This window comes from Pseudomonas alliivorans, assembly GCF_017826695.1.
Taxonomy (GTDB): domain Bacteria; phylum Pseudomonadota; class Gammaproteobacteria; order Pseudomonadales; family Pseudomonadaceae; genus Aquipseudomonas; species Aquipseudomonas alliivorans.
The window spans coordinates 825,714-849,802 of record NZ_JAFFZW010000001.1; the positions used below are offsets into that span (position 1 = coordinate 825,714).

Annotated in this window: 24 protein-coding genes; 10 read left to right on the plus strand and 14 right to left on the minus strand. The window is 61.6% G+C overall.

Features of this window, described 5'->3' with window-relative positions:
• Genes JTJ32_RS03625 through JTJ32_RS03645 form a run of 5 tightly spaced genes read left to right on the plus strand, consistent with a single transcriptional unit; the run spans position 1 to position 4,603 of the window.
• Positions 1–1,974 (plus strand): heme lyase CcmF/NrfE family subunit, encoded by a 1,974-nt coding sequence (locus JTJ32_RS03625; protein WP_210040912.1) that lies wholly within the window; start codon positions 1–3, stop codon positions 1,972–1,974.
• Positions 1,971–2,507, plus strand: a complete 537-nt coding sequence (locus tag JTJ32_RS03630; RefSeq protein WP_210040914.1) for a DsbE family thiol:disulfide interchange protein — start codon at positions 1,971–1,973, stop codon at positions 2,505–2,507. Before JTJ32_RS03625 ends, JTJ32_RS03630 begins: the two co-directional genes overlap by 4 nt.
• On the plus strand, positions 2,504–2,980 hold the full coding sequence (locus JTJ32_RS03635) for a cytochrome c-type biogenesis protein (RefSeq protein WP_236059156.1): 477 nt from the start codon (positions 2,504–2,506) through the stop codon (positions 2,978–2,980). The genes JTJ32_RS03630 and JTJ32_RS03635 overlap by 4 nt, the downstream gene beginning before the upstream one ends.
• On the plus strand, positions 2,977–4,170 hold the full coding sequence (ccmI, locus tag JTJ32_RS03640) for a c-type cytochrome biogenesis protein CcmI (RefSeq protein ID WP_210040916.1): 1,194 nt from the start codon (positions 2,977–2,979) through the stop codon (positions 4,168–4,170). The genes JTJ32_RS03635 and ccmI overlap by 4 nt, the downstream gene beginning before the upstream one ends.
• Positions 4,171–4,195: 25 nt before the next feature.
• Positions 4,196–4,603 carry a hypothetical protein gene (locus JTJ32_RS03645; protein ID WP_099228334.1) on the plus strand — a complete coding sequence of 136 codons (408 nt, stop codon included), beginning with the start codon at positions 4,196–4,198 and terminating at the stop codon, positions 4,601–4,603.
• A gap of 58 nt (positions 4,604–4,661) precedes the next feature.
• On the opposite strand, the gene JTJ32_RS03650 is transcribed toward JTJ32_RS03645, so the two are convergent.
• The 7 genes from JTJ32_RS03650 to JTJ32_RS03680 all read right to left on the minus strand — a co-directional run bounded on the left by JTJ32_RS03650 (position 4,662) and on the right by JTJ32_RS03680 (position 11,767).
• Positions 4,662–5,660 carry a sulfate ABC transporter substrate-binding protein gene (locus tag JTJ32_RS03650; RefSeq protein WP_099228335.1) on the minus strand — a complete coding sequence of 333 codons (999 nt, stop codon included), beginning with the start codon at positions 5,658–5,660 and terminating at the stop codon, positions 4,662–4,664.
• A gap of 100 nt (positions 5,661–5,760) precedes the next feature.
• Positions 5,761–6,594: an ion transporter gene (locus JTJ32_RS03655; protein WP_210040918.1), complete on the minus strand. Its 834-nt coding sequence runs from the start codon at positions 6,592–6,594 to the stop codon at positions 5,761–5,763.
• A gap of 119 nt (positions 6,595–6,713) precedes the next feature.
• Positions 6,714–8,147 (minus strand): efflux transporter outer membrane subunit, encoded by a 1,434-nt coding sequence (locus JTJ32_RS03660; RefSeq protein WP_210040920.1) that lies wholly within the window; start codon positions 8,145–8,147, stop codon positions 6,714–6,716.
• Entirely contained in the window at positions 8,144–9,028 is an 885-nt protein-coding gene (locus JTJ32_RS03665; RefSeq protein WP_184319734.1) for an efflux RND transporter periplasmic adaptor subunit, read from the minus strand. The genes JTJ32_RS03660 and JTJ32_RS03665 overlap by 4 nt, the downstream gene beginning before the upstream one ends.
• A complete protein-coding gene (locus JTJ32_RS03670; RefSeq protein WP_099228339.1) occupies positions 9,025–9,234 on the minus strand; it encodes a DUF1656 domain-containing protein in 210 nt (69 codons plus the stop codon). The genes JTJ32_RS03665 and JTJ32_RS03670 overlap by 4 nt, the downstream gene beginning before the upstream one ends.
• Positions 9,231–11,318 carry an FUSC family protein gene (locus JTJ32_RS03675; RefSeq protein ID WP_210040922.1) on the minus strand — a complete coding sequence of 696 codons (2,088 nt, stop codon included), beginning with the start codon at positions 11,316–11,318 and terminating at the stop codon, positions 9,231–9,233. Before JTJ32_RS03675 ends, JTJ32_RS03670 begins: the two co-directional genes overlap by 4 nt.
• Positions 11,315–11,767 (minus strand): MarR family winged helix-turn-helix transcriptional regulator, encoded by a 453-nt coding sequence (locus JTJ32_RS03680; protein ID WP_099228341.1) that lies wholly within the window; start codon positions 11,765–11,767, stop codon positions 11,315–11,317. Before JTJ32_RS03680 ends, JTJ32_RS03675 begins: the two co-directional genes overlap by 4 nt.
• A gap of 543 nt (positions 11,768–12,310) precedes the next feature.
• Here JTJ32_RS03680 and JTJ32_RS03685 point away from each other — a divergent pair.
• Positions 12,311–12,976 (plus strand): polysaccharide lyase family 7 protein, encoded by a 666-nt coding sequence (locus JTJ32_RS03685; protein ID WP_099228527.1) that lies wholly within the window; start codon positions 12,311–12,313, stop codon positions 12,974–12,976.
• An 18-nt stretch (positions 12,977–12,994) separates the two neighbouring features.
• Here the strand turns inward: JTJ32_RS03685 and JTJ32_RS03690 are convergent, their stop codons facing one another.
• Together JTJ32_RS03690 and JTJ32_RS03695 are read right to left on the minus strand one after the other, a co-directional pair.
• On the minus strand, positions 12,995–14,389 hold the full coding sequence (locus JTJ32_RS03690) for a heavy metal sensor histidine kinase (protein WP_210040924.1): 1,395 nt from the start codon (positions 14,387–14,389) through the stop codon (positions 12,995–12,997).
• Positions 14,362–15,057, minus strand: coding sequence for a heavy metal response regulator transcription factor (locus JTJ32_RS03695; protein ID WP_004883845.1), 696 nt, complete (start codon positions 15,055–15,057; stop codon positions 14,362–14,364). Before JTJ32_RS03695 ends, JTJ32_RS03690 begins: the two co-directional genes overlap by 28 nt.
• 167 nt (positions 15,058–15,224) lie before the next feature.
• Between JTJ32_RS03695 and JTJ32_RS03700 the strand changes: the two genes are divergently transcribed.
• The 3 genes from JTJ32_RS03700 (at position 15,225) to JTJ32_RS03710 (ending at position 17,304) form a co-directional block, all read left to right on the plus strand.
• Positions 15,225–15,830 (plus strand): hypothetical protein, encoded by a 606-nt coding sequence (locus tag JTJ32_RS03700; RefSeq protein WP_088235590.1) that lies wholly within the window; start codon positions 15,225–15,227, stop codon positions 15,828–15,830.
• Between the two features lie 86 nt (positions 15,831–15,916).
• The gene (locus tag JTJ32_RS03705; protein WP_210040926.1) at positions 15,917–16,537 is read left to right on the plus strand and encodes a cytochrome b/b6 domain-containing protein; all 621 of its coding nucleotides are present in this window, start codon (positions 15,917–15,919) and stop codon (positions 16,535–16,537) included.
• Entirely contained in the window at positions 16,534–17,304 is a 771-nt protein-coding gene (locus tag JTJ32_RS03710) for a molybdopterin-dependent oxidoreductase (protein ID WP_029241422.1), read from the plus strand. The genes JTJ32_RS03705 and JTJ32_RS03710 overlap by 4 nt, the downstream gene beginning before the upstream one ends.
• A 304-nt stretch (positions 17,305–17,608) precedes the next feature.
• Here the strand turns inward: JTJ32_RS03710 and efeO (JTJ32_RS03715) are convergent, their stop codons facing one another.
• Genes efeO (JTJ32_RS03715) through efeU form a run of 4 tightly spaced genes read right to left on the minus strand, consistent with a single transcriptional unit; the run spans position 17,609 to position 21,885 of the window.
• Positions 17,609–18,433, minus strand: a complete 825-nt coding sequence (gene efeO / locus JTJ32_RS03715) for an iron uptake system protein EfeO (protein WP_099228345.1) — start codon at positions 18,431–18,433, stop codon at positions 17,609–17,611.
• Between the two features lie 29 nt (positions 18,434–18,462).
• Entirely contained in the window at positions 18,463–19,773 is a 1,311-nt protein-coding gene (gene efeB, locus JTJ32_RS03720; protein WP_184319745.1) for an iron uptake transporter deferrochelatase/peroxidase subunit, read from the minus strand.
• Between the two features lie 40 nt (positions 19,774–19,813).
• On the minus strand, positions 19,814–21,022 hold the full coding sequence (gene efeO, locus JTJ32_RS03725; protein WP_210040928.1) for an iron uptake system protein EfeO: 1,209 nt from the start codon (positions 21,020–21,022) through the stop codon (positions 19,814–19,816).
• A gap of 8 nt (positions 21,023–21,030) precedes the next feature.
• Positions 21,031–21,885 (minus strand): iron uptake transporter permease EfeU, encoded by an 855-nt coding sequence (gene efeU, locus JTJ32_RS03730; RefSeq protein ID WP_210040930.1) that lies wholly within the window; start codon positions 21,883–21,885, stop codon positions 21,031–21,033.
• A gap of 270 nt (positions 21,886–22,155) precedes the next feature.
• Between efeU and JTJ32_RS03735 the strand changes: the two genes are divergently transcribed.
• The gene (locus JTJ32_RS03735) at positions 22,156–22,821 is read left to right on the plus strand and encodes a DNA-3-methyladenine glycosylase family protein (RefSeq protein WP_210040932.1); all 666 of its coding nucleotides are present in this window, start codon (positions 22,156–22,158) and stop codon (positions 22,819–22,821) included.
• Here JTJ32_RS03735 and ampC read toward each other — a convergent pair.
• The gene (ampC, locus tag JTJ32_RS03740; RefSeq protein ID WP_210040934.1) at positions 22,818–23,996 is read right to left on the minus strand and encodes a class C beta-lactamase; all 1,179 of its coding nucleotides are present in this window, start codon (positions 23,994–23,996) and stop codon (positions 22,818–22,820) included. The genes JTJ32_RS03735 and ampC overlap by 4 nt on opposite strands.
• Positions 23,997–24,089: the final 93 nt, after the last annotated feature.

A 24,089-nucleotide genomic window follows, 5' to 3' on the forward strand; every position in this document is an offset into this window, starting at 1 on the left:
ATGATTCCCGAACTCGGCCATCTGGCCATGATTCTCGCGCTGGGCTTTGCCCTCGTGCAGGCCGTCATTCCTCTGGTCGGCGCATGGCGCGGCGACCCGCTGTGGATGAGCCTGGCGCGTCCCGCGGCGTGGGGCCAGTTCAGCTTTCTGATCTTTGCCTTCGGTTGCCTGACCCACGCCTTCATGATCGACGACTTCTCAGTCGCTTACGTTGCGCAGAACTCCAACACGGCGCTGCCCTGGTTCTACAAGTTCAGTGCCGTGTGGGGCGCGCACGAAGGCTCGCTGCTGCTCTGGGCACTGATTCTGGGCGGCTGGACCTTTGCCGTATCGGTGTTCTCCCGACAATTGCCGCAGGTGATGCTGGCGCGGGTGCTGGCAGTGATGGGCATGATCAGCCTCGGCTTTCTGTCGTTCCTGATCCTGACCTCCAATCCGTTTGCGCGGCTTTTGCCGCAGATGCCAGCCAACGGCCGCGATCTGAATCCGTTGTTGCAGGACATCGGCTTGATCGTGCATCCGCCGATGCTGTACATGGGCTATGTCGGTTTTTCCGTGGCCTTCGCCTTTGCCATCGCGGCCTTGCTCGGCGGGCGACTGGACGCCGCCTGGGCACGCTGGTCTCGACCCTGGACGCTGGTGGCCTGGGCCTTTCTCGGCGTCGGCATCACCCTGGGTTCGTGGTGGGCCTATTACGAATTGGGCTGGGGCGGCTGGTGGTTCTGGGACCCTGTGGAAAACGCCTCGTTCATGCCCTGGCTGGTGGGCACAGCCTTGATTCATTCACTGGCGGTTACCGAAAAGCGCGGCGTGTTCAAGAGCTGGACCGTGTTGCTGGCCATCGCTGCGTTTTCTCTGAGTCTGCTGGGAACCTTTCTGGTGCGGTCCGGGGTGCTGACCTCGGTGCATGCGTTCGCCTCCGACCCGGCCCGAGGGGTATTCATCCTGATCTTCCTGTTGATGGTGGTGGGCGGCTCGCTGACCTTGTTCGCCATCCGTGCGCCCGTGGTGAAAAGCCAGGTCGGTTTTGGTCTGTGGTCGCGGGAGACGCTGCTGCTGGGCAATAATCTGGTGCTGGTGGTCGCGGCCTCGATGATTCTGCTCGGCACGCTGTATCCGTTGGTGGTCGATGCCATGAGCGGCGCGAAGATGTCGGTGGGTCCGCCGTATTTCAACGCGCTGTTCGTGCCGTTGATGGGCCTGTTGATGGTCGTGATGGCGGTGGGCGTACTGGTGCGCTGGAAAGACACGCCGGTCAGATGGCTGCTTGGCATGCTGGCCCCGGTATTGATCGGCAGCGCGGTACTGGCGGTGATCGCCGGGCTGGCGCTGGGTGATTTCCAGTGGGCGGTTCTGGCCACCTTCATGCTGGCGGCCTGGGTGCTGCTGGCGGGCGCGCGCGATCTGCTCGATAAAACGCGGCACAAGGGCCTGATCAAGGGCGCACGCAGCTTGCACCGCAGTTACTGGGGCATGCAACTGGCGCACCTTGGCATTGCCGTGTGCGCGCTGGGCGTGGTGCTCTCGAGCCAGAACAGCGTCGAACGCGACCTGCGTCTGGCACCCGGCCAGTCCGTCGAACTGGGCGGCTACGTGTTCGTGTTCGAAGGCGCCAGGCACTACGAAGGGCCGAATTTTACCTCGGACCGCGGCACGATCCGGGTTCTGCGTGATGGCGAACAGGTCACGGCATTGCACCCGGAGAAACGCCTGTACACCGTGCAGCAATCGGTGATGACTGAGGCGGGCATCGATGCCGGTTTCAGCCGCGATCTTTATGTCGCGCTGGGCGAGCCGCTGACCGATGGCGCCTGGGCGGTGCGGGTGCATGTGAAGCCCTTTGTTCGCTGGATCTGGTTCGGCGGCCTGCTGACCGGGTTGGGCGGCGTGCTGGCGGCCACCGACCGACGTTATCGCGTCAAGGTCAAAGGCCGGGTGCGTGACGCACTGGGCCTGTCGGAGGCCACCGCATGAAGCGCTGGATCATGGTGTTGCCACTGGTGGTCTTTCTCGGCGTGGCAGCCGTTCTGTTTCGCGGCTTGTACCTGGACCCTGCCGAGTTGCCTTCGGCGCTGATCGACAAGCCATTCCCCGAGTTTTCCCTGCGTGAAGTGCAGAGCGAACGCACCCTGACCCGCGCCGATCTGTTGGGCAAGCCCGCGCTGGTCAATGTCTGGGCAACCTGGTGCATCGCCTGTCGCGTAGAACACCCGGTGCTCAACCGGCTGGCGCAGCAGGGCGTGCTGATCTACGGCGTCAACTACAAGGACACCAACGCCGACGCGCTGAAATGGCTCAAGGATTTTCATGATCCCTATCGCCTCAACATTCGTGATGACGAAGGCTCGCTGGGCTTGAACCTGGGCGTGTACGGCGCGCCGGAAACCTTTCTGATCGATGCCAGGGGGGTTATTCGTCACAAGTACGTCGGTGTCATCGACGATACCGTCTGGCGTGAGCAACTTGCCGGGCTGTATCAGGCGCTGGTGGACGAGGCGAGACCATGAGCCGCTTGTCAAGCGCTGTGTTGTTGGTGATCGGGCTGGCGCTCAGCGGCATCGCTCAGTCAGCCATCGACGCTTACACCTTTCGCGACGATGCCGAGCGCGCCCGCTATGCCGAGCTGACCCGCGAGCTGCGGTGCCCCAAGTGCCAGAATCAGGATATCGCCGATTCCAATGCGCCGATTGCCGCCGACTTGCGCAAGGAGATCTACCGCATGCTGGGCGACGGCCGGAGCAATCAGCAGATTATCGACTTCATGGTCGATCGCTACGGCGATTTCGTGCGCTATAAACCGGCGCTGACCGCCAGAACCTGGCTGTTGTGGTTCGGTCCGGCAGGCTTGCTGTTCGGAGGGCTGGTGGTGATGGCGGTGATCGTCAGACGACGTCGCAACCTGACTGCCGGGCAAGTCGATACGCTGTCCGATGAGGAGCGGCAACGCCTCGCCCATTTGCTGGATGAACACCGAAAATGATCGATTTCTGGATGGCAACCGGGCTGTTGCTGCTGGTGGCGCTGGGTTTCCTGCTGATCCCGGTGCTGCGCGGGCAGCGTGCACAGCGTGAAGAGGACCGTACGGCGCTGAACGTTGCGCTGTATCAGGAACGGCTCAGCGAGTTGCAAGGCCAGCAGGAAGAGGGCGTTCTTACAGCCGCGCTGGTGCAGAATGCGCGTGACGAAGCCGCGCGGGAGCTGCTGGCCGACACCGAGGGTGCTGAAAAGGCTCGAACCGCGCGGCTTGGCAAGCCCTGGCTGTTGCTGGCGGCGGTGTTGGTCCCGGTGCTGGGCATGGGGGCCTATCTGCAGCTTGGGGCCAGTGACAGGGTCGAACTGAGCCGCGAATTCTCTCAGCCGCCCACGTCGCTGGCCGACATGACCCGGCGTCTGGAACGCGCCGTGCAGGCTCAGCCCGATTCTTCCGAAAGCCTGTATTTTCTGGCCCGCAGCTATATGGCTCAGAACCGTCCGGGCGATGCGGCACGCCTGTTCGAACGCGCCGCAGCGCTGGCCGGCCGGCCTCCCGAACTGCTGGGGCAATGGGCGCAGGCGCTGTATTTCGCCAGCGACAAGCATTTCACGCCCCAGGTGCAGGCCCTGACCGACGAAGCGCTCAAGGCGGATCCTGAAGAAGTCACCAGCCTGGGGTTGCTGGGCATCGCGGCATTTGAAACCGAGCGCTATCAGGCGGCGGTCGATTACTGGACCCGGCTGCTGAACGCACTGCCTGCGCAGGATCCATCGCGTTCTGCATTGGAAGGTGGAATCGCCCGTGCCAGAGACAACCTGAACGCAGGAGCGAAACCGGCGCTGGCTGTCAACAGGCCTGCCTCGATAAAAGTGCGGGTCGATCTGGCGCCCGCCTTGAAAGACAAGGTTCAGCCACGTGACAGTGTGTTCATTTTCGTCCGCGCTATCGATGGCCCGCCGGCGCCTTTGGCGGTCAAACGCATCACGGTTGGCGAGCTGCCCGCCGAGGTCGAACTCAGCGATGCCGACGCAATGATGCCGCAGCTGAAACTGTCGAACTTCCCGCAAGTCCAACTGGTAGCTCGCGTGTCCCGCGCAGGGCAACCGACCCGCGGTGAGTGGGTCGGTCGCAGCCAGCCACTGGCCAGCGACAGCGGGGCGCAGCAGGCGCTGATCATCGACAGCCCTGATAAATAGACAGCCAGAGAAGAAGAGAGCGCTTATGTATCGCACTGCACGTATCACCTTGTTGGGTCTTGCCCTGGGCTTGAGCGCCTGTGCGGTTCAGCCACCGGCCCCGACGAGCCAGGAGCCGATTCAGTCATTACCCGGTGGTCAGCAGCCCGGCGCTCCGCGTCCGACGCCGACACCGAACAAACCCCCCGTCAAGGCACCTTCCACAGGCCCGAAAACATCGGCCAGCTTCGCGCCACCGCCGGGCGGCAACAGCCATTGGGATGCGCGCATGGGCGTGTACGTGATGGACGACCAGAGCAACACGTTCTATCGCCAGCGTACTTACTACCAGTGGAATAACGGCTGGAGCTGGTCGACCAGCCCGAACGGCCCGTGGCAGCCGACCGACGCCAGCGGCGTGCCGGCAGGGCTGGGGCGTCAGTTCAGCAACTGAATGCCGCACATGAAAACGGCGACCTTGAAGGTCGCCGTTTTGCATTGCGCGGGGCGGCTTATTTGCCTGAATACACCTGGTCGAACACGCCACCGTCGATGAAGTGGGTCTTTTGCACGGTGCGCCAGTCACCGAAGGTTTTCTCCACCGACAGGAAGTCCACTTTCGGGAAGCGGTCCTTGTACTTGGCCAGAATCGCCGGGTCACGCGGACGCAGGTAGTTGTTGGCGGCGATTTCCTGACCTTCCGGCGACCACAGGTACTTCAGGTATTCCTCGGCCAGAACGCGGGATTTCTTGCGGTCCACGACCTTGTCCACCACGCTCACCGGCGGTTCGGCTTCTGCCGACACGGACGGGTAGACCACTTCGAACTGATCACGGCCGAACTCGCGGGCGATCATCTCGGCCTCGTTTTCAAAGGTCACCAGCACATCGCCGATCTGGTTGGTCATGAAGGTGGTCGTCGCGCCACGACCCCCGGTGTCGAGTACCGGCACATGCTTGAACAGCTTGCCGACAAACTCCTTCGCCGCTTGTTCATCGCCGCCGTTCTTCAGGGTGTAGCCCCATGCCGACAGGTAGGTATAACGACCGTTACCCGAGGTCTTGGGGTTGGGCACGATGACTTCCACGCCGTCCTTGATCAGGTCCGGCCAGTCTTTCAGCGCTTTCGGGTTGCCCTTGCGCACGATGAACACGGTGGCGGACGTGAAGGGTGCGCTGTTGTTCGGCAGACGGCTGACCCAGTCCTTTGGCACCAGCTCACCGTTGTCGGCCAGAGCATTGATGTCGGTGGCCATGTTCATGGTGATCACGTCAGCCGGCAGGCCGTCGATGACCGAACGCGCCTGCTTGCTCGACCCGCCGAAGGACATCTGCACGGTCACGTCTTCGTTTTTCTCCGCTTTCCAGTGCTTCTGGAAGGCACTGTTGTAGTCCTTGTAGAAGTCGCGCATCACGTCATAGGAAACGTTGAGCAGCGTCGGTGCTGCCTGGGCGGCGCTGGAAAGGGCCAGGCCTGCGGCCAGTAGCGAAGCGGCGAAAAGTCTGTTCACTGCAAAGTCCTTGAAAGGAGGGTCATTGTTGTCTGATGGCTCAATGCCGCGACACTATCAGTCGCGCATCCCGGTGCCTAAATACCAAAAACGTCTGTGCTTATGCCTGATTGACTTCTCTGGGAAAAAGCTGATTGCCACACCGTGAGCAGAACGCGGCACCATGCTCATGGAATGTCTTCGCGCACACCGGGCAGTCATGCTTCAACTGTTCGCCGCGCATGGCATTGGCCAGCTCGGCAGTGAATATACCGGTGGGCACCGCGATGATCGAGTAACCGGTGATCATCACCAGCGAAGAGAGCATCTGACCGACTGGCGTCTTGGGGACGATATCGCCGAAGCCCACTGTCGTCAGGGTGACGATAGCCCAATAGATGCCCTTGGGAATGCTGGTGAAGCCATGTTCCGGGCCTTCGATCACATACATCAAGGTGCCGAACACCGTGACCAGCGTCGACACGGCGACCAGAAACACGATGATTTTCTGCTTGCTTCCCCGTAATGCTGAAAGCAGGTAGTTGGCCTGACGCAGGTACGTGCCGAGTTTCAATACCCGGAAGATCCGCAGCATACGGATGATCCGCACGATCAGCAGGTACTGTGCATCGCTGTAGTAGATTGCCAGCACACCCGGCACGATGGCCAGCAGGTCGACCAGCCCGTAAAAGCTGAAGGCGTATTTGAGCGGTCGGGGCGAGCAATACAGACGCAGGGCGTACTCGATGGCGAAAATCAGCGTGAAGCCCCATTCCACCCACGCGAACACCTGTGAGTAGTCGCGATGAATGCGCTCGATGCTGTCGATGATCGTGACCAGCAGACTGAGCAGGATGAGGACCAGCAAGACCTTGTCGAAGCGCCGCCCGGCGGGCGTGTCGGCCTCGAAAATAACGATATGCAGCCGCTCGCGGCGGCTGAGATAGGTGTCCATGGTGCATTCCGAGTCAGAGATCGGCTGAGCCTAGGAGCAATGGGGGCTGGAGTGCAAGTTGTGATGTCAACTCATCGTGCCCATGCTCCGCACCACAGACTCAAACGAACGCAGGGCGGTTATTGGCCCGCTACCTCATCCTTCTCCCAACCGCCACCCAGCGCCAGGAACAGGTTGATCTGGCCCATGGCGACCTCGGTGTTGGCTTCGGCCAGTTGAGCGCGGACGTCGGTGTAGGTGCGGGTGGCCTGCAGGTCGGCAAGGAATGAGGCCCGGCCGGCCTGGTAGAAGCGGTGGGTCTGGTCCGCAGCCTCTTTTGCCGACTGTTCAGCATCTTTCAGGGCGTCGCGGCGGTCGAGCAGGGCGGTGTATTGGGCCAGACCTGTCTGGGTTTCGCGGATGGCGTTGAGCACCACACCGTCGAAACGGGCCAGTGACGCCTGTGCCGAGGCTTCGGCCTGATGAATGCGGGCGCGTGAGCCGTTGGACGGGATGGTCCAGCTCAGCAGCGGTCCGAAGCCCCAGCGATTGGCCGCCGGTTTGCCCAGGTTCTCGATCATGCCAACGGTGCCGATATTCGCGCCGATGCTGATGTCCGGGTACAGCTCGCCGGTCGCAACGCCGATCTGCGCCGTGGACATCGCCAGATGTCGCTCGGCCTGACGAATGTCCGGGCGGCGCTTGAGCAGTGCGGCGCCATCGCCTACCGGCATCACCTGCGCGATGTGCGGCAGTTCATTGCAGGTGCTGATGCCTGCAGGCAATTGCTCGACAGGCCGGGCCAGCAGCATCGACAGCCGGAACAGTGCAGCCTGACGCTGCGCTTCGTAACGCGGCAGTTCGGCGCGCAGAGATTTGAACTGGGTCTGGGAGCGGGTGACCTGGGTTTCATCGCCACGCCCCGCATCGCGCAGGCGTTGGTTCAGCTTGACGCTCTGCTGTTGCAGGTCCAGCGATTCGCGGGCGATGTCGTGCTCTTCATTGGCGGCGCACACCTGCGTGTAGGCGCGTACCACGTCGGCAACCACGGTGATCCGGGCCGTATCTGCCGCCGCCTGACTCGCGTCGATGTTGGCCTGCGCGGCTTCGATGCCACGCTGCAGGGTGCCGAACAGATCGAACTGATAGGAGGTGGTCAGGCCGATATCGCCGACATTGGCCACGGGCACCTTATCGGGCAGCAGAAAGGCTTCACCCGACTCCTGCAAGCGCTGCGCGCCGACTTTGGCACTGTGGGTGAAACCACCTGCGGCATCGGCTTCGGCACCCTGATAGCGTGACCGTTGCAGGTTGGCGGCGGCGATGCGCAGGTCAGTGTTCGACGCCATAGCCTGGCGTACCAACTCATCCAGTTTCGGGTCCCGATACAGCCGCCACCAATGCGCGGGCACCGGCGCCGACACGGTGTTCACCGACTGGCCCGCCAGTTCGCCCTGCAAATCCGGGCGATTGATCGCGCCATCCTTGGGCAATTCATAGTCTGGCCCGACTATCTGGCAGGCCGACAACAGGGCGCTGAAACCCAACACCATCAGGCGAGGAGCCCGTTTCATCGTGTGGCCTCCCCGGTGTCTTCGATGATCGACACCGTCGCAGTGCGCCCGGCGATCATGCGGAAATCCTTCGGCACATCGTCAAAGGCAATACGCACCGGAATGCGCTGGGCCAGCCGCACCCAACTGAAGGCCGGGTTGACGTTGGGCAGCAGGTTCGAGCCGCTGGTACGGTCGCGGTCTTCGATGCCGGCGACGATGCTGACCACGTGACCGGTCAGCCGCGCGTTGTCTCCAATGACCCGAATGTCCACGCCCTGGCCGACATGAATGCCATCGAGTTTGGTTTCTTCGAAGTAGCCGTCAATGTGGAACGAGGCGGTATCCACCACCGACAACACCGGGCGTCCGGCACTGACGAACTCATGCTCGCGTGGAGCACGGTCGTTGAGATAGCCGGCCACCGGGCTCCTGATCACCGAGCGGTCCAGGTTCAGTTGCGCGGCGTCCACCGCCACACGGGCCTCGCCCAGCGCCGATAATGCACGCGCTTCGCGGGACTGGCTTTCTTCCAGTTGCTCGCGTGCCACGAGATTGCCGAGCCCACGGTTACGCTTGTTCTCGCGGCGCGCCTGTTCCCAGGTTTCCTGGCGTTCGGCGACGGTGGCCTGGGCCTGGCGCAAGGCCAGTCGGAAGCGATCCTGATCGATGGTGAACAACACTTGGCCTTTTTGCACCGGCTGGTTGTCGGTGACCTCGACCTTCTGGATCAGCCCGGACACGTCCGGAGCGATCTGTACGATGTCAGCGCGAATGTGCCCGTCGCGGGTCCAGGGTGCATACATGTAGTACATCACCATGCGCCAGACGACGACGGCGGCCAGCGTCACCACCAGCAGGGTCAGGACCACGCGGCCCAGAGTCAGTATCGGTTTTTTCATGTCATCAGGTATCGACTGAGAGTATCCACGGCGCCGAGCAACAAAGCGTATAGACCTACGTTGAACAAAGCCCGGTGCCAGACCAGGCGGTAGAAGTGGGCGCGCGACAGCACAGCATGCACGCCGAGAAATATGAGATAGGCGATGCCCATCATGGCCAGAAAGGTGGGAATAAAGATCCCGCTGACGTCCAGATCGCCGATCATAAAGGCGCTCCATCGATGTTGTGCGGCAGTTGTTCGGTCAGCTCGTCGGCCACGGTAACGATCTCCACACCCGGCAGCAGAGCCAGACGCAGGCCGCTGAGCGCGTGTAGCAGGTGGACGCGGGCCGGGTCGTTGCTCATGTCCTGATCGGTCAGCGAGCGACGTGCGCGGTCCATGAGTATCAGCAGGCCCCGTGGTGCAGGCAGACGCTCGCCAGCCCTGGTGCAGTGCCGGAAATAGCCGCTGACTTCGTCGATCACCTGGCGCAATAACACCTGAGCCTGTGGCGTCGCGCGGCGGGTGTAGGCGAGCAGGTCGAGCATATTCAACGCGACGCGCAGTTCACGCAGCGCGATGCCGGTGTCCTGCGCGGTCAGCGTCAGGCGCGGCAGTTGCTGCATCAGACGATCAAGCATCTGCACGCCCATGCGCCGGTGTTCGGCCAGGGTCGAGTCTTCGCTGAGGCTGGCGATGTCGCGCCAGCTGAAGCGGGTCAGGCGCTTGACTGCCAGGTCCACACCGAACGGACGGAACACCAGGGTCCAGATAAAGGCAAACAGCAGACCTGCGGGCCCGGCCAGATTGGAGTTGAGGAAATTCAGAAAGTCCGCATCGTAGGCGCTCTGGATGCTGATGAAAGACGAGGTGTTGACGATGGTCAGCAGCGTCCCCAGAAAGAAGCGCGGCTGTACGGTCAGCGTACCTACGCAGATGAAGGGCACCGAAAACGCCAGCACCAGCATCGGAAAGTCATGCAGGTTGGGCAGCACCACGAACAGGTACAGGCTGGCGAATACCACCGACAGCATGGTCCAGAAAAAGAACCGATAGATCTGCGGCGCAGGGTCGTCCATGGCGGCGAAGAAGCTGCACGACACGGCGGCCAGTGCCACGGCACTTGCGCCATCCTTCCACCCCAGCAGAATCCACAGCACTGAAGCGACGATGATCGCCAGCACGGTCGAGGCCACGGAATACAGCATCAGGCCACGGTCGAGAAAAGGTGTCAGCCGACCCAGACGCCAGTGGCGGTACACCGCGCGCCATTGCGATTGATCGTCGGTCTTGATCGCATATTGCAAGGAGCGGCAGTCCTGCCACAGGTCGATCCATTCGCCCAGCCGGAATAGCACGTTGGACAGCAGCAGCTGATCGCGGTCGTCCAGTTGGGCGGAGTTCGGCTGCAGATGCTCCATGGATCGATGCAATTGCTGCCATTGTTCCAGTTGTGGACCGTTGGCGGTGTCGGCCAGCCAGTCGCGGGTTTGCAGTAGCAGGGGCGACAGGCTGGCGAGCAGCTCCGGCGTGCGCCGTTCCAGCGCCCACAGCGCGTCGTCGAGGGCGTCGATGACCGGCAGCAGATGAATCATGCGGCCGCGCAGTTCGTGGGCATTGCGCACGGTCTGTCTACGGGCACCTTCGTGGCTCAATTGGCCAATCATCATTTCCAGCGAGTTGAAGCTGCCAACCATCGAGTTGCGCAGTGTGCCGATCTCTTCAGGCTGGCAGGTGCGGCTGAGGAAGTGTTCGCTGTAGCTCGCAGCATCGCTGAACCACTTTTCCGTGGTCGCCTGAAACACCGGGGCCAGGCGTCTTGGCCAGAACATCGCACCGACCACGGCGGCGCAGATGATGCCCAGAAAGATCTCTTCGGTCCGCGACACCGCGATCTCGAACACCGCCTGCGGGTTGTCCACCACGGGTAGCGAGATCAACGGCAGGGTGTAACCCGCCAGCATCAGCGCGTAGCTGTTGGCCGTGCGCAGGTGCAGGGACAGAAACAGCAGCGTGCCGGTCCATAACCCGACCACCACTGCCAGCAGGAACGGCGTCTGGACGAACATCGGCACCAGCAGCACCGACGCCGCAGCGCCTGCCAGCGTACCGGCAGCGCGATACAGCGCCTTGGAGCTGGTCGGGCCCACGAACGGGCTGGACACGATGTAGACGGTGGCCATGGCCCAGTAGGGGCGCGGCATTTCCATCAGCAACGCAATATAGAGGGCCAGCATCGAGGCGCCGAAGGTGCGTACGCCATAGAACCAGTCGCGTGCCGGCGGCACACTGGAGAAGAAGCCCTTCATGCCTGCGCCCCGTTATCAGCGTGTCCGGCTTCGGAAAACGCCTGGAACACCCGTAGTGCCGCGTCAAGGTCTTCAGGGTCGAGGTTCTTCAGAACGTCGGCACGCAAGCGCGTCAGCTCGGTTTCAATCGAGCCGGCCAACTCGCGGCCCTTGTCGGTCAGGCTCAGGGCTTTGGCACGACGGTCGTTGGGGTCTTCGGTGCGGCGGACGATACCGGCCTTGCACAACTGATCCAGCAGGCGGACCAGGGTCGGGCTTTCCATTCCTGCGGCATGCGCCACTTTGACCTGATGCACGCCATCTCCCAACCGCGCAATGGCCAGCAAGGGCCCCGCGCAGGCTTCGGAAATACCGTAGGTGATCAGCGTGGTCTGGCAGTTGCGTCGCCAGTGGCGTGATGCCGCAACCAGACCGCTGCTGATCGCCCTGTGAAGCGCATCGACAGACATGGAAAACAACCTGAAATTTAGTTAGGAGCGATATTGTTAGCGAGGATATTAGTAGCTTGCTAACTAATATCCCGTAACAACTTGTTTCAGTCAACCTCGAATCGCTCAGCGGTGCCTTGCAGATTCTCAAGGCCTCTGGGATGTGATGTCGGTCGCAATACAGCGATAAACGGTCGTGCGTAGTAAGCCAAACCCGGGAAAAGTTCCTCTTTTATAAAAATAATACCTACCGTTCGTCGGTAAGTAGCTTGGCCGACAATCGATTTTCGAGGTCCTCCTTCAAAAAAATGACGCCTTGTCGAAATGACAAGGTCCGCTCAGACCGATGCGTTCAGCTCAAAGATGGCAAATGGCTCTCTTCTCAAAATTGACATCAAAATAGTGGCTTCAGCCATAATTTGACGTTTTATTGGCGCCAATGCTTTGTCGATGTTGTTTAAAAAATAAACGATTCAGCCGATAGTCTGGTTGAACCGAACGGGCCAGAGCGCCCGTTCCAGAGCCCTTCTGCTGATGCGCGACGCGCACCTTGCGAGCAACGCCATGATCGATCTTGCCACCTGGAATCTGTCCGTCCCCGTCGGGACGCCCGCGACCATCATCGAAACCCCGAAACTGATGAAGGGTTATCAGGATGGTTATTTTCGCTCCGGCGATACACTGTTCTTCTGGGCGCCTGTGACGGGTTCTACAACAGAGAACGCCAAGTACCCCCGTTCCGAGCTGCGCGAAACGACGTCTGATGGCAGGGCGTTCAACTGGAACTACTCCAGCGCCGACAATTTTCTGCGTGCCACGCTGGAAGTCGACCAGGTGCCGTCCAGCGGCAAGATCGTGATCGGCCAGATCCATTGCTACCAGAGCACCGAGCCGCTGCTGAAAGTGGAGTATCAGTACAAGGAGAAATTGCAGACCGGCAACATCGTCGCCAAGTTTCGCCGTACCCCGGACTCGGAAATCGAAGTCATCACGATTGCCCAGGGCGTGCCGCTCAATCACCGGTTCAACTACGCGATCAACCTGTCGCCGTCGGGAGATCTGACCGTCAACGCCTTCGATGCTGTCTGGGTGGCCAAGCTCGATTCGGCGTGGAGCACCAAGCTGTTCTACTTCAAGGCCGGGGTCTACACCCAGGACAACACCGGTTACACCACTGAGGGCGGTTCGGCGACGTTCTACAAGCTGGCCATTGCCCACGAGAAGAAATGATCCGGCTGGCAGGTCCCGTCACGTCGCCGGAAATATCAGGCTGAAACAGATACGCCCGGCGGCGGGTTGCGCAACCTCGGCCCGACCGCCGTGCAGGTGCATGATCGCGGCCACGATGGCCAGCCCCAGACCGTTGGAGTCCGAGCGTTGATGGCGTGAGGCATCACCGCGATAGAAACGGTCGAACAGGCGCGTCAGGCTGGCGTGCGGCAGGTCCGGCCCCTGATTTTCCACGTCGATTTTCCAGTGTCCTTCGAGCGCAGCAACGCGCATCAGGACCTCGCTGTTCTCGTCTGCATAGCGGATGGCATTGGCGACCAGATTGCTCAACGCGCGGCGCAGCAGAATGGGGTCGGCCTGCACGGTGCCCTGACCACTGGGCGTCAGGATCATGTTGCGTTCTTCGGCCAGCCCTTCGAAATAGCCCGCCACTCGGTGCAGCTCAACGTTCAGGTCCAGCGGTTTGCGCTCCAGCGCAGACTGGGCTTCGTCGGCCCGGGCCAGAAACAGGATGCTTTCCACCAGCCGTGAGATCCGTTCCAGCTCTTCCAGGTTGGAGGCCAGCAACGCCTGATACTCGTCGGCACTGCGGTTCTGGCGCAATGCGACCTGGCAATGGCCCATCAGCGATCCCACCGGCGTGCGGATCTCGTGGGCCAGATCGGCGGAAAACTGGGTCAGGCGACGATAGCCGTCATCCAGGCGGTCGAGCATGGCATTGAACGCATCGCTCAGTTGTTGCAGTTCGACGGGAGTGTCCTGGCTGTCCAGTCGGCTGTGCAGGCTGGCGGGGGTGATGGCAGCGGCATGCGCGGCCATTCTGCGCAGTGGCCGCAGACCGCGCCGAAGCAGCACATAGCCGAGCAGGGCGGTGACCAGAAAGGCCAGCGCCACGGCCGCATAGATACGCTCGCGGAACGTCGCGAGCATGGCCATTTCCTTGACCATCAGGTGCGCGGCCTGCAAGCGCACCTCAACGCCATTGGACATCACTTGAACAGCCGCCGCACGCAAGGGCACGCCTTGCAGGCTCATGCCGCTTCGCAAGTCTTCGGCACGCAACGGCTGATCCTGGGCCACGGTCGGCAGCTCCGGCAATGGCGCACGTTGCGGGTTGACCGAGATCACCGGCGGCTTGCCCGGTTCGCCAATGATGAAGATGTCTTCCTCGCTGTCGAGCATGTTCTCGAACAGTTGCGGGCTGCCCTTGAGGTTGTCCATGGTCAGGTCGTAGCGCAGCAGTTTGCGAAAGTGATCCAGACGCGCCAGCACGGCATGGTCGGAGCGCTGCATCACGGTCTGTTCGATTGATCGATACAGGTAAAGTCCGGCACCGCCGACCGTGAGCATCGCCACCAGCGCAAACGCCAGGGTCGAGCGCAGGGTCAGGGAAGGTTGGCGTCTGCGCTGCATGGCCGCACCTCGCACACATAACCGATGCCGCGCACGGTGTGGATGAGCTTGACCGGGTAGGGCAGGTCAATCTTGCTGCGCAGGCGCTTGATGGCGACATCCACGACGTTGGTGTCGCTGTCGAAATTCATGTCCCAGACCTCCGAGGCAATCTGGGTGCGCGACAGCACATCGCCTTCGCGACGCAGGAACAGATGCAGCAGGGCGAACTCCTTGTTGGTCAGCACGATCACCTGTTGCTGACGCGTGACCCGGCGACGCAGCAGGTCCAGTTCAAGGTCGGCCAGATGAAAATGATCGGCTTCGCGCACCACGCCACGGCGCAGGATGGTGCGGATGCGCAGCAGCAGTTCGGTGAACGAGAACGGCTTGACCAGGTAGTCGTCGGCCCCCAGTTCCAGCCCGCGAATGCGGTCCTGCAATTGATCGCGGGCGGTCAGAAACAGCACCGGTACGTCCTGGCGGGCGCGCAGTACTTCGATGATTTGCCAGCCGTCGATGCCGGGCAGCATCACGTCGAGCACAATCAGGTCGTAGCGGTTTTCCAGCGCCAGGTGCAGGCCGTCGGCACCGTGCTGAGTCCAGTCGACTTTATAGCCGGATTCGCCCAGGCCCTTCTTCAGGTACTCCCCGGTCTTGGTGTCGTCTTCGATCAGAAGGATATGCATCGTGATGTCCGCTACGCTCTGCAGGCGCCCTCAGCGCGCCGATGCCGAAGTCTAACCAGTTGCCGGGAAGGTGTCCGGCGAATGACAAAAATGTCATTGCCCGGTCATTCTGCGGTGCCGGTAGCGGTGTAAAGATGCGTCCAGACCCCTCTGCCAAGGAATTACCGATGAAGACTGCACTGTCCACAACGTTTGGCCTGCTCCTGCTCAGCGCCGCTGTCATGACTCAGGCCGCCGACATGCCGGTGGTCAAGCCGATGCGCGGCACCGTCGACAGCCTCCAGGCCGATACGCTGAATTTCACCACTCGCGCCGGTCAGCACCAGAGCATTCAGCTGACCGACAAAACCGGTATCCGCCTGGTGTCCAAGGCCGATCTGGAAACCATCAAGGCTGACAGCTTTGTCGGCTCGGCCGCCATCCCACAGGCCGACGGAACGCTGAAAGCGCTTGAAGTCACGGTGTTCGAAGCCAGCCTGAAGGGCAGCGGCGAAGGTCACTATGGTTGGGAAAACGCCGACGGCAGCACCGGCACCATGACCAATGGCACCGTCGGCACGCTGTCCAAGGCCAACGGCCGCACACTGACCGTTCAGTACAAGGGCGGCGAGAAGCAGTTAGTGGTGCCGGAAGACGTGCCGATCGCCTACGTTGAACCGGGCCAGCGCAGCGAGCTGAAAGCCGGTGCGAAGGTCGTGCTGTTCCCGGCCGATGACGGCAAGTCGGCACGCGGTGTCGCGGTCGGCAAGGACGGCTTCACGCCTCCGATGTAATCACTGCTGACGATGGCAACGGCAGGCGACTTGGGTCGCCTGTCTGCCTTGTCGTTCTGCATCGCCTCATGTCGAGGAACAACACTATGAAAACCCGCCCGATCCATCCCTGGCCGGTGCGTCTCACGCACTGGATCAACGCCGTGGGCATGGTCTGCATGTTCATGAGCGGCTGGGCCATCTACAACGCGGCACCCTTGATGCCGTTCACCTTTCCCAAGTCCCTGACTCTCGGCGGCTGGCTGGGCGGTTCCATTGCCTGGCATTTCGCGGTGATGTGGCTGCTGGTCGTCAACGGCCTGATCTACGTGCTGTACGGCCTGTTCAGTCGGCACTTCAAGCGTGACCTGCTGCCGGTACGGCCCGGCGACGTGAAGCGCGACGTGGTGGACGCCTTGCGTTTCAAACTGGCTCACATCAAAGGCCAGTACAACGCCGTGCAACGTCTGATGTATTGGTTGGTGCTCGCCATGGGTGTGCTGGTGGTGGTGTCGGGTCTGGCGCTTTGGAAGCCGGTGCAGTTTCAGGAGCTGGCCAACCTGCTGGGCGGCTATGACTTTGCCCGCTGGGTGCACTTCGGCGCCATGACGGCCATCGGCGCGTTTGTGGTCGTCCATTTGGCGCTGGTGTTGCTGGTGCCGCGAACCCTGTTGCCGATGATCACCGGCGGCCGCCAGCCGAACGAAGAGGGGGCTGCCAAGCCATGAATGAGCCACGCAAACGTATCACCCAGCGCATTCGGCTGGAGCCTGCGCAACAGACGCAATTGATCGACATCCAGCGCCGTTCCTTTTTGCGTGCCGGTCTGACCGTGGGTGCCATGTCGATGCTGACCGGCTGCAACCTGCAGGATGGCGATCAGGTCGACAAGGCGCTGTGGGCCATGTCGCGCTGGAACGACCGGGTTCAGGCCTGGCTGTTCAATGGCCAGAAACTGGCACCGACCTACAGCAAGGCACAGCTGACCAACCCGTTCCCGTTCAATGCGTTCTACCCCGAATACAACGTGCCCGAGCTTGATCTGGCCGATTACCGCCTGGCGGTGTCCGGGCTGGTGCGCGACAAGCAGCCCTGGACGATCGAAGCCTTGCGTAAATTGCCGCAGCGCACTGACATCACCCGGTTGATCTGCATTGAAGGTTGGAGCGCGATAGGGCAGTGGGGCGGCGTGCCGCTGAAGACCTTTCTGGAATACATTGGCGCCGATACCACGGCGCGGTTTGTCGGCTTCAAGTGTGCCGACCGTTATTACTCGAGCCTGGACATGCCCACCGCGCTGCATCCGCAGACGTTGCTGGCACTGGACTTCGGTGACGTCGCGCTGTCACCCGATTACGGCTACCCGCTGCGCGTGCGTGTTCCGACCAAGCTGGGCTTCAAGAACCCCAAGCACATCGTCGAGATATTCGTCAGCAATGAGAATCCGGGCGGGTATTGGGAGGATCAGGGGTACAACTGGTTCAGCGGGATTTGAAGGTGAGGGCTGTGGGGGTGAGCAACGGTTGCGTTCGTGTCGAGCAGGATGCTTACCGATGCGGACCGCTCTCCCTGTCCATAGGCCCGGGAGACGCGCAAAGGTCATAACGAAAGCGTCTGACTGAATGCATACCCGTGGGAGGCGGCTTGCCGGCGATGGGGTCCGTTCAGTCGCTGATGTCTTCAGAAAAAGCCTCGCCGGCAAGCCGCCTCTCACAGGCTGATGGTTGCAGCAGGATTTGCGTAGAGCGCTGAGCGCGGCGCGGTACCGCCGCTCGGGAAGCTACGCCCGCCGCTGAATGTCAGTTCAGCCCCAGTTTCCCGCGCAGGGTCGAGAGGTCTTCGGCCAGGGTGTTGACCGGGCCGACCAAGGCCTTGCGGTCGTTTTCCTTGACCTTGTCGTAGGTTTCAAAGCCACCGTCCTTGGTCTTGTATTTGGCCAGGATCTTTTCCACGGTGGCGAAATTCTTGTCGACCTTGCCCGCGAACGCCTTGTCCTGCTGCTCGATCTGCGGGCGGAACAGGTCGACGATCTTCTTCGCGCCGTCGATGTTGCCCTGGAAGTCGTACAGGTCGGTGTGGCTGTAACGGTCTTCTTCGCCGGAAATCTTCGTCGCTGCCACTTCCTCCAGCAGCGCGGCTGCGCCACCGACCACTTTTTCAGGCGGGAAGGTCAGGTCGGCCACGCGCTTTTCCAGGTCCTTGACGTCGCTCATCAACTTGTCGGCGACAGGGCCCTGGTCCTTGGTGGTGTTCTGCGAGAACAGCGCGTATTCCAGGCGATGGAAACCGGTGAAGTCTTCAGCCGTCACGCCTTGCTCGTGGTCGTCGACGCGTGAGTCGATGGCGGCGTCCAGATCACTGAACAACTCGGCAATCGGCTCTACGGATTCATAGAACACACGGGTCGGCGCGTACAGCTTCCTGGCGGTTGCCAGGTCGCCTTTCTTGACCGCATCGGTGAATTTCTGCGTGTGGCTGACCAGTTCGCCGATGTTCTCGGTGACGTAGATCTTGTAGTCCGAAACCGGGCCGACCAGATCCAGCGGCGCCGTGGCAGCGAAGGCGGCCAGCGGAGTCTGGAGCAGGCCAAGGGTCAGCAGCAAAGCCAGAGGCGTCTTTTTCATGGTGCTCTTCCGGGTGAGGAGGTTGAAGGTCATACAGTGTGGGTTTTCGATACGGCCGCCAGTAATGAGCGTCCGATGAAGTCTTGGTCGCCGGTCACGCCCGGCAGGGTGAAGAAGTAGCCGCCACCGACTGGCTTGAGGTATTCCTCCAGCGGCTCGCCATTGAGGCGGTTCTGCACGGTGATGAAGCCTTTTTCCAGATCCGCCTGATAGCAGATGAACAGCAGGCCCATGTCCAGCTGACCATTCTTGTTCACGCCGTTGGAGTAGTTGAACGGGCGGCGCAGAATCAGGTTGCGCTGGGTCTCTGCAGTACGCGGGTTGGCCAGGCGAATGTGTGAATCTAGGCGGGTCTTCTTGCCTTCCGGGTCGGCGGCATAGTTGGGCACATCGGTTTCAACCTTGCCGTCCATGGGGGCGCCGGTGCTTTTGGTGCGGCCGAAGATCGATTCCTGTTCCTGCAAGGGTGTCCGGTCCCAGCGCTCGACGAAATTGCGGATGATGCGCACGGCCTGATAACTGCCGTGGGCGGCCCAGGCCGGTTCGTCACTGCCCGGTTGCACCCAGACCAGCTCGTTCATGGTCTTCTGGTTGTTGGAATCCGGGTTGGCCGAACCATCCCGGAAACCCAGAAAGTTACGGGCGCTCTCGGGCGGCTGACCGGGTTTCTTCGGTGCCTGAGGCGGCACGGTGCCTTCCTGTTTCCAGCGCACCAGCAACAGGTCAGGCAGGTTCTTGACGATGTCGCGCAGGGCGTGGATGTTGCTGTCGGCGGTGTTGGCGCAGAACTGGATGCTCAGGTCGCCATGGCAACTGGAAGGTTCCAGCGCATCGTTGGGAAAACCGACCATGCGGCTCAGGCGGATGGGCTTGACTTCGGTCAGGCCAAAGCGCTCATCGAACAGCGATTCGCCCACTGACACGGTGATGGTCAGGTTATCGGGCGTGACGACCGGTCCCAGGATGCCGGAATCCAGCGGCGGCAGTTTCGGATCGACGTCCGGCACCGGGCCGCCAGTCATCAGGAACGCAATGCGCTCGTTCAGAGTGCGGAACAGGCGCTCGAGGTCGTCACGATCCGCGGCCAGCACGTCGAAGGCCACGAACATGCCCGCAGCGGGGCGCGGGTTGACGATGCCGGTCTGGTGAAGGCCATGGAACGCGTTGCGGTCCTCGGTCTTGTCGCTGTTCGGCGCTTCGGTGACTTGCGCGGGTGCAGCGGCCAGTACGTTGCCGCTCAGGCTGCTGCCGGCCAGTGCGGCCCCGGCAGCGCCGAGGCCCATCAGGACACGACGGCGCTGAATCGAGGCAGGGGCATTGTTGGCGTCGGGAGTTTTCATGAGACTGTGCTGTGCTCCTGATGGACGGAATCGGTTCGGTTCAGAGCCCGGACAGGCCGAGCGCCGGGTCGATGGTGTTCAGCGCGTCGGCCAGTGCCGCAGCTTTGGTCGCGATCTGCTTGCGTTGTCCTGCATCGACCTGGTCATAAAGGAGGTAACCGTCATCGGTTTTCAAGGCGTCCAGCGTGGTGTCCAGATCAGCCATGGCCGCATCGATGGTCTGCAACTGATCCCCTGCGCTTTTGCTCAGCAATGGGCGCAGCAGATCGACCACCTTGCGCGTCCCTTCCAGATTGGCGGCGAAGCCATTCAGGTCGCTGTGGCTGTAGCGTTCTTCTTCACCGTTGCTGCGCACATCGGCCAGGCTGCGCATGTTGCGCGTGACAATCGCGGCGAGTTGCTCCGGAGCCAGCGACTGGGCCAGCAATTGTTGCTTCAGTTGGGTGACGTCAGTCTGCAGACGCTGCGCCACCGGGCTCAGGCCATCGACACTGTGCTGCTCGAACAGGGCGTATTCGATGCGGTGGAAGCCGCTGAAACCCGGGTCCTGCTCGCGCTTTTCGTAGTAATCGGCACGGGCGTTGATGGCGTTGTCCAGCTCGGCCAGACGCTGCGCGGCGGGCGCGATGCGCTGATAGGCGGCGCGTGCGGGCAGGTAGGCGGCTTGCGCTGCGCTCAGATCACCGGCATCGATGGCCTGTTGCAGGGCGGTGACGGCCTTGATCAGCGCTGAACTCTGCAGACTCAGGTAAACGCGGTATTCGGACAGCGGGCCGATGAAGGCTGTCATCGACGGGCGCGCCTTGGCTTTCGCGTCGGACTCGGCGGTAGGCGTTACATGCAGCGTGCCGCGCGGGTTGCTCAGCAGGCCGCAGGTGATCGCGTAATCGCCGGGCGCCAGGTTGGCATTGATGACCTGGCTCAGGCCGGGCGCAATGTTTTCCCGCTCCTCGACCACCAGTACGCCATCCAGGATTTCCCATTCGACCGCCCGTTCGGAACGATTGACGATGCGAAACGCGTTCTGGCCTGCCGCTACGGTGAGGGCATTCGGCTCGCAGTTGTGAGCGTGAATGTTGACCACGGTTTCAGTGCCGGCATTGGCGGCGCGCTTCTTGACGGCCACTTGCGAGGCGTAGTAGAACAGCCCGCCTGCGGCGATCATCAGGATCACGGAGCCGGCGACTGCCAATCGCAGGACGCGGGGAGGCCGGGCTTTCTCTGAAGGCCCTGAGGGACGGTTCGACATGGGTGCCCTTATTCGTTCGTCACGGAAGATGGATGTTGCTGCAACGGTGTGCGGACTGACGGGGCGTGCGGCAGGAAAAACAGCACCAGCGCCCCGATCAGGTAAATGAGGTAGACACTCAGGGTGCTGACCGTCGGTGCATCCTGATAACCGAACATGCCGGCCAGCACCGAGCCGGTCGGACCGTCCATCGGCAGCCAGGCGCTGATGTCGAAAACCACGTCCTGCAAGTGGTTCCAGACACCTGCTTCATGCAGGGCCTGCACCGAGTTGGCCAGGATCCCGGCCGCCACGATCAGAATGAACAGGCCGGTCCAGCGGAAAAACAGGCTCAGGTTCAGGCGCATGCTGCCGCTGTAGATCGCCACACCAAAGCCGACTGCCAGCAGCATGCCGAGCAGGGCCCCCAGGGGAGCCTGGGTGCCTTCGCTCTGCTGAAACACGGCGAGCAGGAAAAAGACGGTTTCCAGACCTTCCCGGGCCACGGCAAAGAACACCATGGCGATCAGCGCGTAGGTCTGGTTTTTCGAGCCGGTGAGGGCGGCGTCCAGCGATTCATGCAGCGCGTGCTTGATCGAACGCGCCACCTTGCGCATCCAGAACACCATCGAACTCAGAATGCCCACGGCAATCAGGCCGACGATGCCTTCGAACAATTCCTGCTGCTTCTGCGGAAACTCGGCGCTCATCAACTCCAGGCCACCGCCGACGAACAGCGACAGTGCGATTGCCAGGAATACACCGATCCAGACGGCGGGCATCCACTCGCCACGGCCGGTCTGTTTCAGGTAACTGGCGATGATGCCAACAATGAGCGCGGCTTCGATGCCTTCGCGCAGCATGATCAAAAACGGAACGAGCATAGTTCACCGGGTTGAGACTGAAGGCGCACGTGTTTTGACAGGTCTCGGCAGGCGAGACGGGCCGGACACAATGCGTAACATAATGATACTCATTCTTGAATGGAGAAAGTTGTTTTTTGTCTGAAAGTCGTTTTCACGATGTCGTTCAGGCCAGGTTCAGGTTTTTGCAGCGTTGCGAGGGAACTCGAAAATCACCCCGCGTTTGCAGAGTCCCTGGGCGCTGCGGCACAGTGGGGGCGTCTCGAATTGCGCTTTTTATGGATGATCGGAATGTCAGCAGAACCGCAAACGCCCATTGCTCATGGGCAGGCCATTGAAGTGCTCAAGGCAGTCGATGGGCGCTGGCGGTCATTGATTGAGCACGTCGGGCCGTGTCTGCACCCGGTGACCGCTGCGCAGGACCCGTTCCAGGCGTTGGTCAAAGGCGTTGCGTATCAACAATTGCACGCCAGGGCGGGCGACGCGATGGTGATGCGCCTGCGTGCCCTGTTTCCGGATTCACGCTTTCCCGACCCGCAGGCGTTGGCCGACCTGGCCGATGAGGCGTTGCGAGGCTGCGGGTTCTCGGCGTCCAAGTGCCGGGCGATCAAGGCGATTGCCGCTGCCAGAGCCAGCGGTCTGGTGCCGGACGTGGACGAAGCTCTGACCCTGAGCGACGACGAACTCATCGCCCGTCTCACTCGGTTGCCAGGCGTAGGTCGCTGGACGGTCGAGATGATGCTCATCTACGGCCTGGGCAAGCTGGACGTGATGCCCGCGAGTGACTTCGGGGTGTGCGAGGGTTATCGGCGGCTGTACGGCCTGGAAGGCAAACCCACACCGAAGGCCATGACCGCTCTCGCCGAACGGTTCGCGCCATTTCGAACCGTTGCGGCGTGGTATCTGTGGCGTGTACCGGTCGACTTTGCGACTGGCGAGCAGACTTCTGAAGCTTAGGGTTTGCAGTCGAAGCACTGCACCTGATTCAGAATCCGGTACGCCAGTTTCACCCGTTCCTCGTTCGGGTAGTTTCTGTTGGCCAGAATCACGATGCCCAGTTGCTGCTCGGGGATGAAGGCAACGTAGCCGCCAAAGCCATTGGTGGAACCGGTCTTGTTGACCCAGGTATTGGGTTGCGCCGCACGGGGCCGGGTGATCGGCTCGACTTTTTGAGTATTGAGCACCATCGTGCTCGCGTTACCTTCGAGCAGGGTGTCGAGCTTCACCGGCATCGGGTATTGCTCCCAAATCAGGCCCTGGGTCATCGCGCCCACGTTGAAATAACCGGTTCGGGTGTCCTTGAGGGCGCGTTGCAGGCGCGCGTCGTGCTGACCCAGCCCCAGGTTGGCCTCGACAAAACGGAGCATGTCCCGGCTGTTGGATTTCACGCCGTAAGCCTCGGATGCCAGCACGCCGAGGTTGACCCTGACAGGTTCGTCGAGTTTGTTATAGCCCTGTGCATAGAGTGACTGTTGTTCGTCGGGCACGGTGAGGTAGGTGTTCTTCAGGCCCAGTGCCGGAAACAGCCCTTGCTGCATGGCGTTCTTGAAGGGCAATTGCAGGCTGCGCGCCGCGACCAGGCCCAGCAAACCGACGCTGGGGTTGGCGTAGGTGCGATGGGTACCGGGCAAGTACTCGGGTTGCCAGGCCTTGAAGTACGCCATCATCTGTTCGGTGGTCTGGACCTTGTCGGGAAACTGCAGCGGGAAGCCGCCCGCAGTATGCGTACCCAGATGGAAAACCGGCACCTTGCCCAGGCGTGTGTCACGCAATTGCGGCACGTAGGTGTCGATGCGCTCGGTCAACGACAACTGCCCGTTTGCCTGCGCCCAGGTGGCAAGGGTGGCGGTGAAGGTCTTGCTGATCGAGCCCAGTTCGAACAGCGTGTCCGGGGTGACGGTTTGAGCACTGTCTTTCGACGCCTTGCCGTAGGTGTAGAACTGTTGTGTGCCGTTGTGGGTGATGGCAATCGACAGGCCTGCGATGCCGTTTTTCTGCATGACCTTGCTGGCTGCTTCCCGCACGAAGTCGTCCAGTTTCGGGTTCTGCGCCTCGGCAAGCGCGAGCGACGAGGTCAGCGTGAGGCTGGTCAGCAGCAGGGCCTGCAATGACCGCTTTTGATTCCATTGCATGAAAGCATTCCTTGTTTTTAGGGGGGGTAAGTCTGTTGTCTGCGCAGTACTGGGGATATTCCTCCCGCAATGTTGTGTTTGCCGAGACGTGAT

What these genes read in the sequence shown, in the direction of transcription:
- JTJ32_RS03625 (WP_210040912.1), top strand. Translation starts at nt 1, where the DNA reads ATGATTCCCGAACTCGGCCATCTGGCCATGATTCTCGCGCTGGGCTTT.
- JTJ32_RS03655 (WP_210040918.1), bottom strand. Translation starts at nt 6,594, where the DNA reads ATGGACACCTATCTCAGCCGCCGCGAGCGGCTGCATATCGTTATTTTC.
- ccmI (WP_210040916.1), top strand. Translation starts at nt 2,977, where the DNA reads ATGATCGATTTCTGGATGGCAACCGGGCTGTTGCTGCTGGTGGCGCTG.
- efeB (WP_184319745.1), bottom strand. Translation starts at nt 19,773, where the DNA reads ATGAAAACTCCCGACGCCAACAATGCCCCTGCCTCGATTCAGCGCCGT.
- JTJ32_RS03675 (WP_210040922.1), bottom strand. Translation starts at nt 11,318, where the DNA reads ATGAAGGGCTTCTTCTCCAGTGTGCCGCCGGCACGCGACTGGTTCTAT.
- efeO (WP_210040928.1), bottom strand. Translation starts at nt 21,022, where the DNA reads ATGTCGAACCGTCCCTCAGGGCCTTCAGAGAAAGCCCGGCCTCCCCGC.
- JTJ32_RS03690 (WP_210040924.1), bottom strand. Translation starts at nt 14,389, where the DNA reads ATGCAGCGCAGACGCCAACCTTCCCTGACCCTGCGCTCGACCCTGGCG.
- JTJ32_RS03735 (WP_210040932.1), top strand. Translation starts at nt 22,156, where the DNA reads ATGTCAGCAGAACCGCAAACGCCCATTGCTCATGGGCAGGCCATTGAA.
- JTJ32_RS03645 (WP_099228334.1), top strand. Translation starts at nt 4,196, where the DNA reads ATGTATCGCACTGCACGTATCACCTTGTTGGGTCTTGCCCTGGGCTTG.
- JTJ32_RS03630 (WP_210040914.1), top strand. Translation starts at nt 1,971, where the DNA reads ATGAAGCGCTGGATCATGGTGTTGCCACTGGTGGTCTTTCTCGGCGTG.
- JTJ32_RS03660 (WP_210040920.1), bottom strand. Translation starts at nt 8,147, where the DNA reads ATGAAACGGGCTCCTCGCCTGATGGTGTTGGGTTTCAGCGCCCTGTTG.
- efeO (WP_099228345.1), bottom strand. Translation starts at nt 18,433, where the DNA reads ATGAAAAAGACGCCTCTGGCTTTGCTGCTGACCCTTGGCCTGCTCCAG.
- JTJ32_RS03705 (WP_210040926.1), top strand. Translation starts at nt 15,917, where the DNA reads ATGAAAACCCGCCCGATCCATCCCTGGCCGGTGCGTCTCACGCACTGG.
- efeU (WP_210040930.1), bottom strand. Translation starts at nt 21,885, where the DNA reads ATGCTCGTTCCGTTTTTGATCATGCTGCGCGAAGGCATCGAAGCCGCG.
- JTJ32_RS03680 (WP_099228341.1), bottom strand. Translation starts at nt 11,767, where the DNA reads ATGTCTGTCGATGCGCTTCACAGGGCGATCAGCAGCGGTCTGGTTGCG.
- JTJ32_RS03665 (WP_184319734.1), bottom strand. Translation starts at nt 9,028, where the DNA reads ATGAAAAAACCGATACTGACTCTGGGCCGCGTGGTCCTGACCCTGCTG.
- ampC (WP_210040934.1), bottom strand. Translation starts at nt 23,996, where the DNA reads ATGCAATGGAATCAAAAGCGGTCATTGCAGGCCCTGCTGCTGACCAGC.
- JTJ32_RS03670 (WP_099228339.1), bottom strand. Translation starts at nt 9,234, where the DNA reads ATGATCGGCGATCTGGACGTCAGCGGGATCTTTATTCCCACCTTTCTG.
- JTJ32_RS03635 (WP_236059156.1), top strand. Translation starts at nt 2,504, where the DNA reads ATGAGCCGCTTGTCAAGCGCTGTGTTGTTGGTGATCGGGCTGGCGCTC.
- JTJ32_RS03710 (WP_029241422.1), top strand. Translation starts at nt 16,534, where the DNA reads ATGAATGAGCCACGCAAACGTATCACCCAGCGCATTCGGCTGGAGCCT.
- JTJ32_RS03695 (WP_004883845.1), bottom strand. Translation starts at nt 15,057, where the DNA reads ATGCATATCCTTCTGATCGAAGACGACACCAAGACCGGGGAGTACCTG.
- JTJ32_RS03685 (WP_099228527.1), top strand. Translation starts at nt 12,311, where the DNA reads ATGATCGATCTTGCCACCTGGAATCTGTCCGTCCCCGTCGGGACGCCC.
- JTJ32_RS03700 (WP_088235590.1), top strand. Translation starts at nt 15,225, where the DNA reads ATGAAGACTGCACTGTCCACAACGTTTGGCCTGCTCCTGCTCAGCGCC.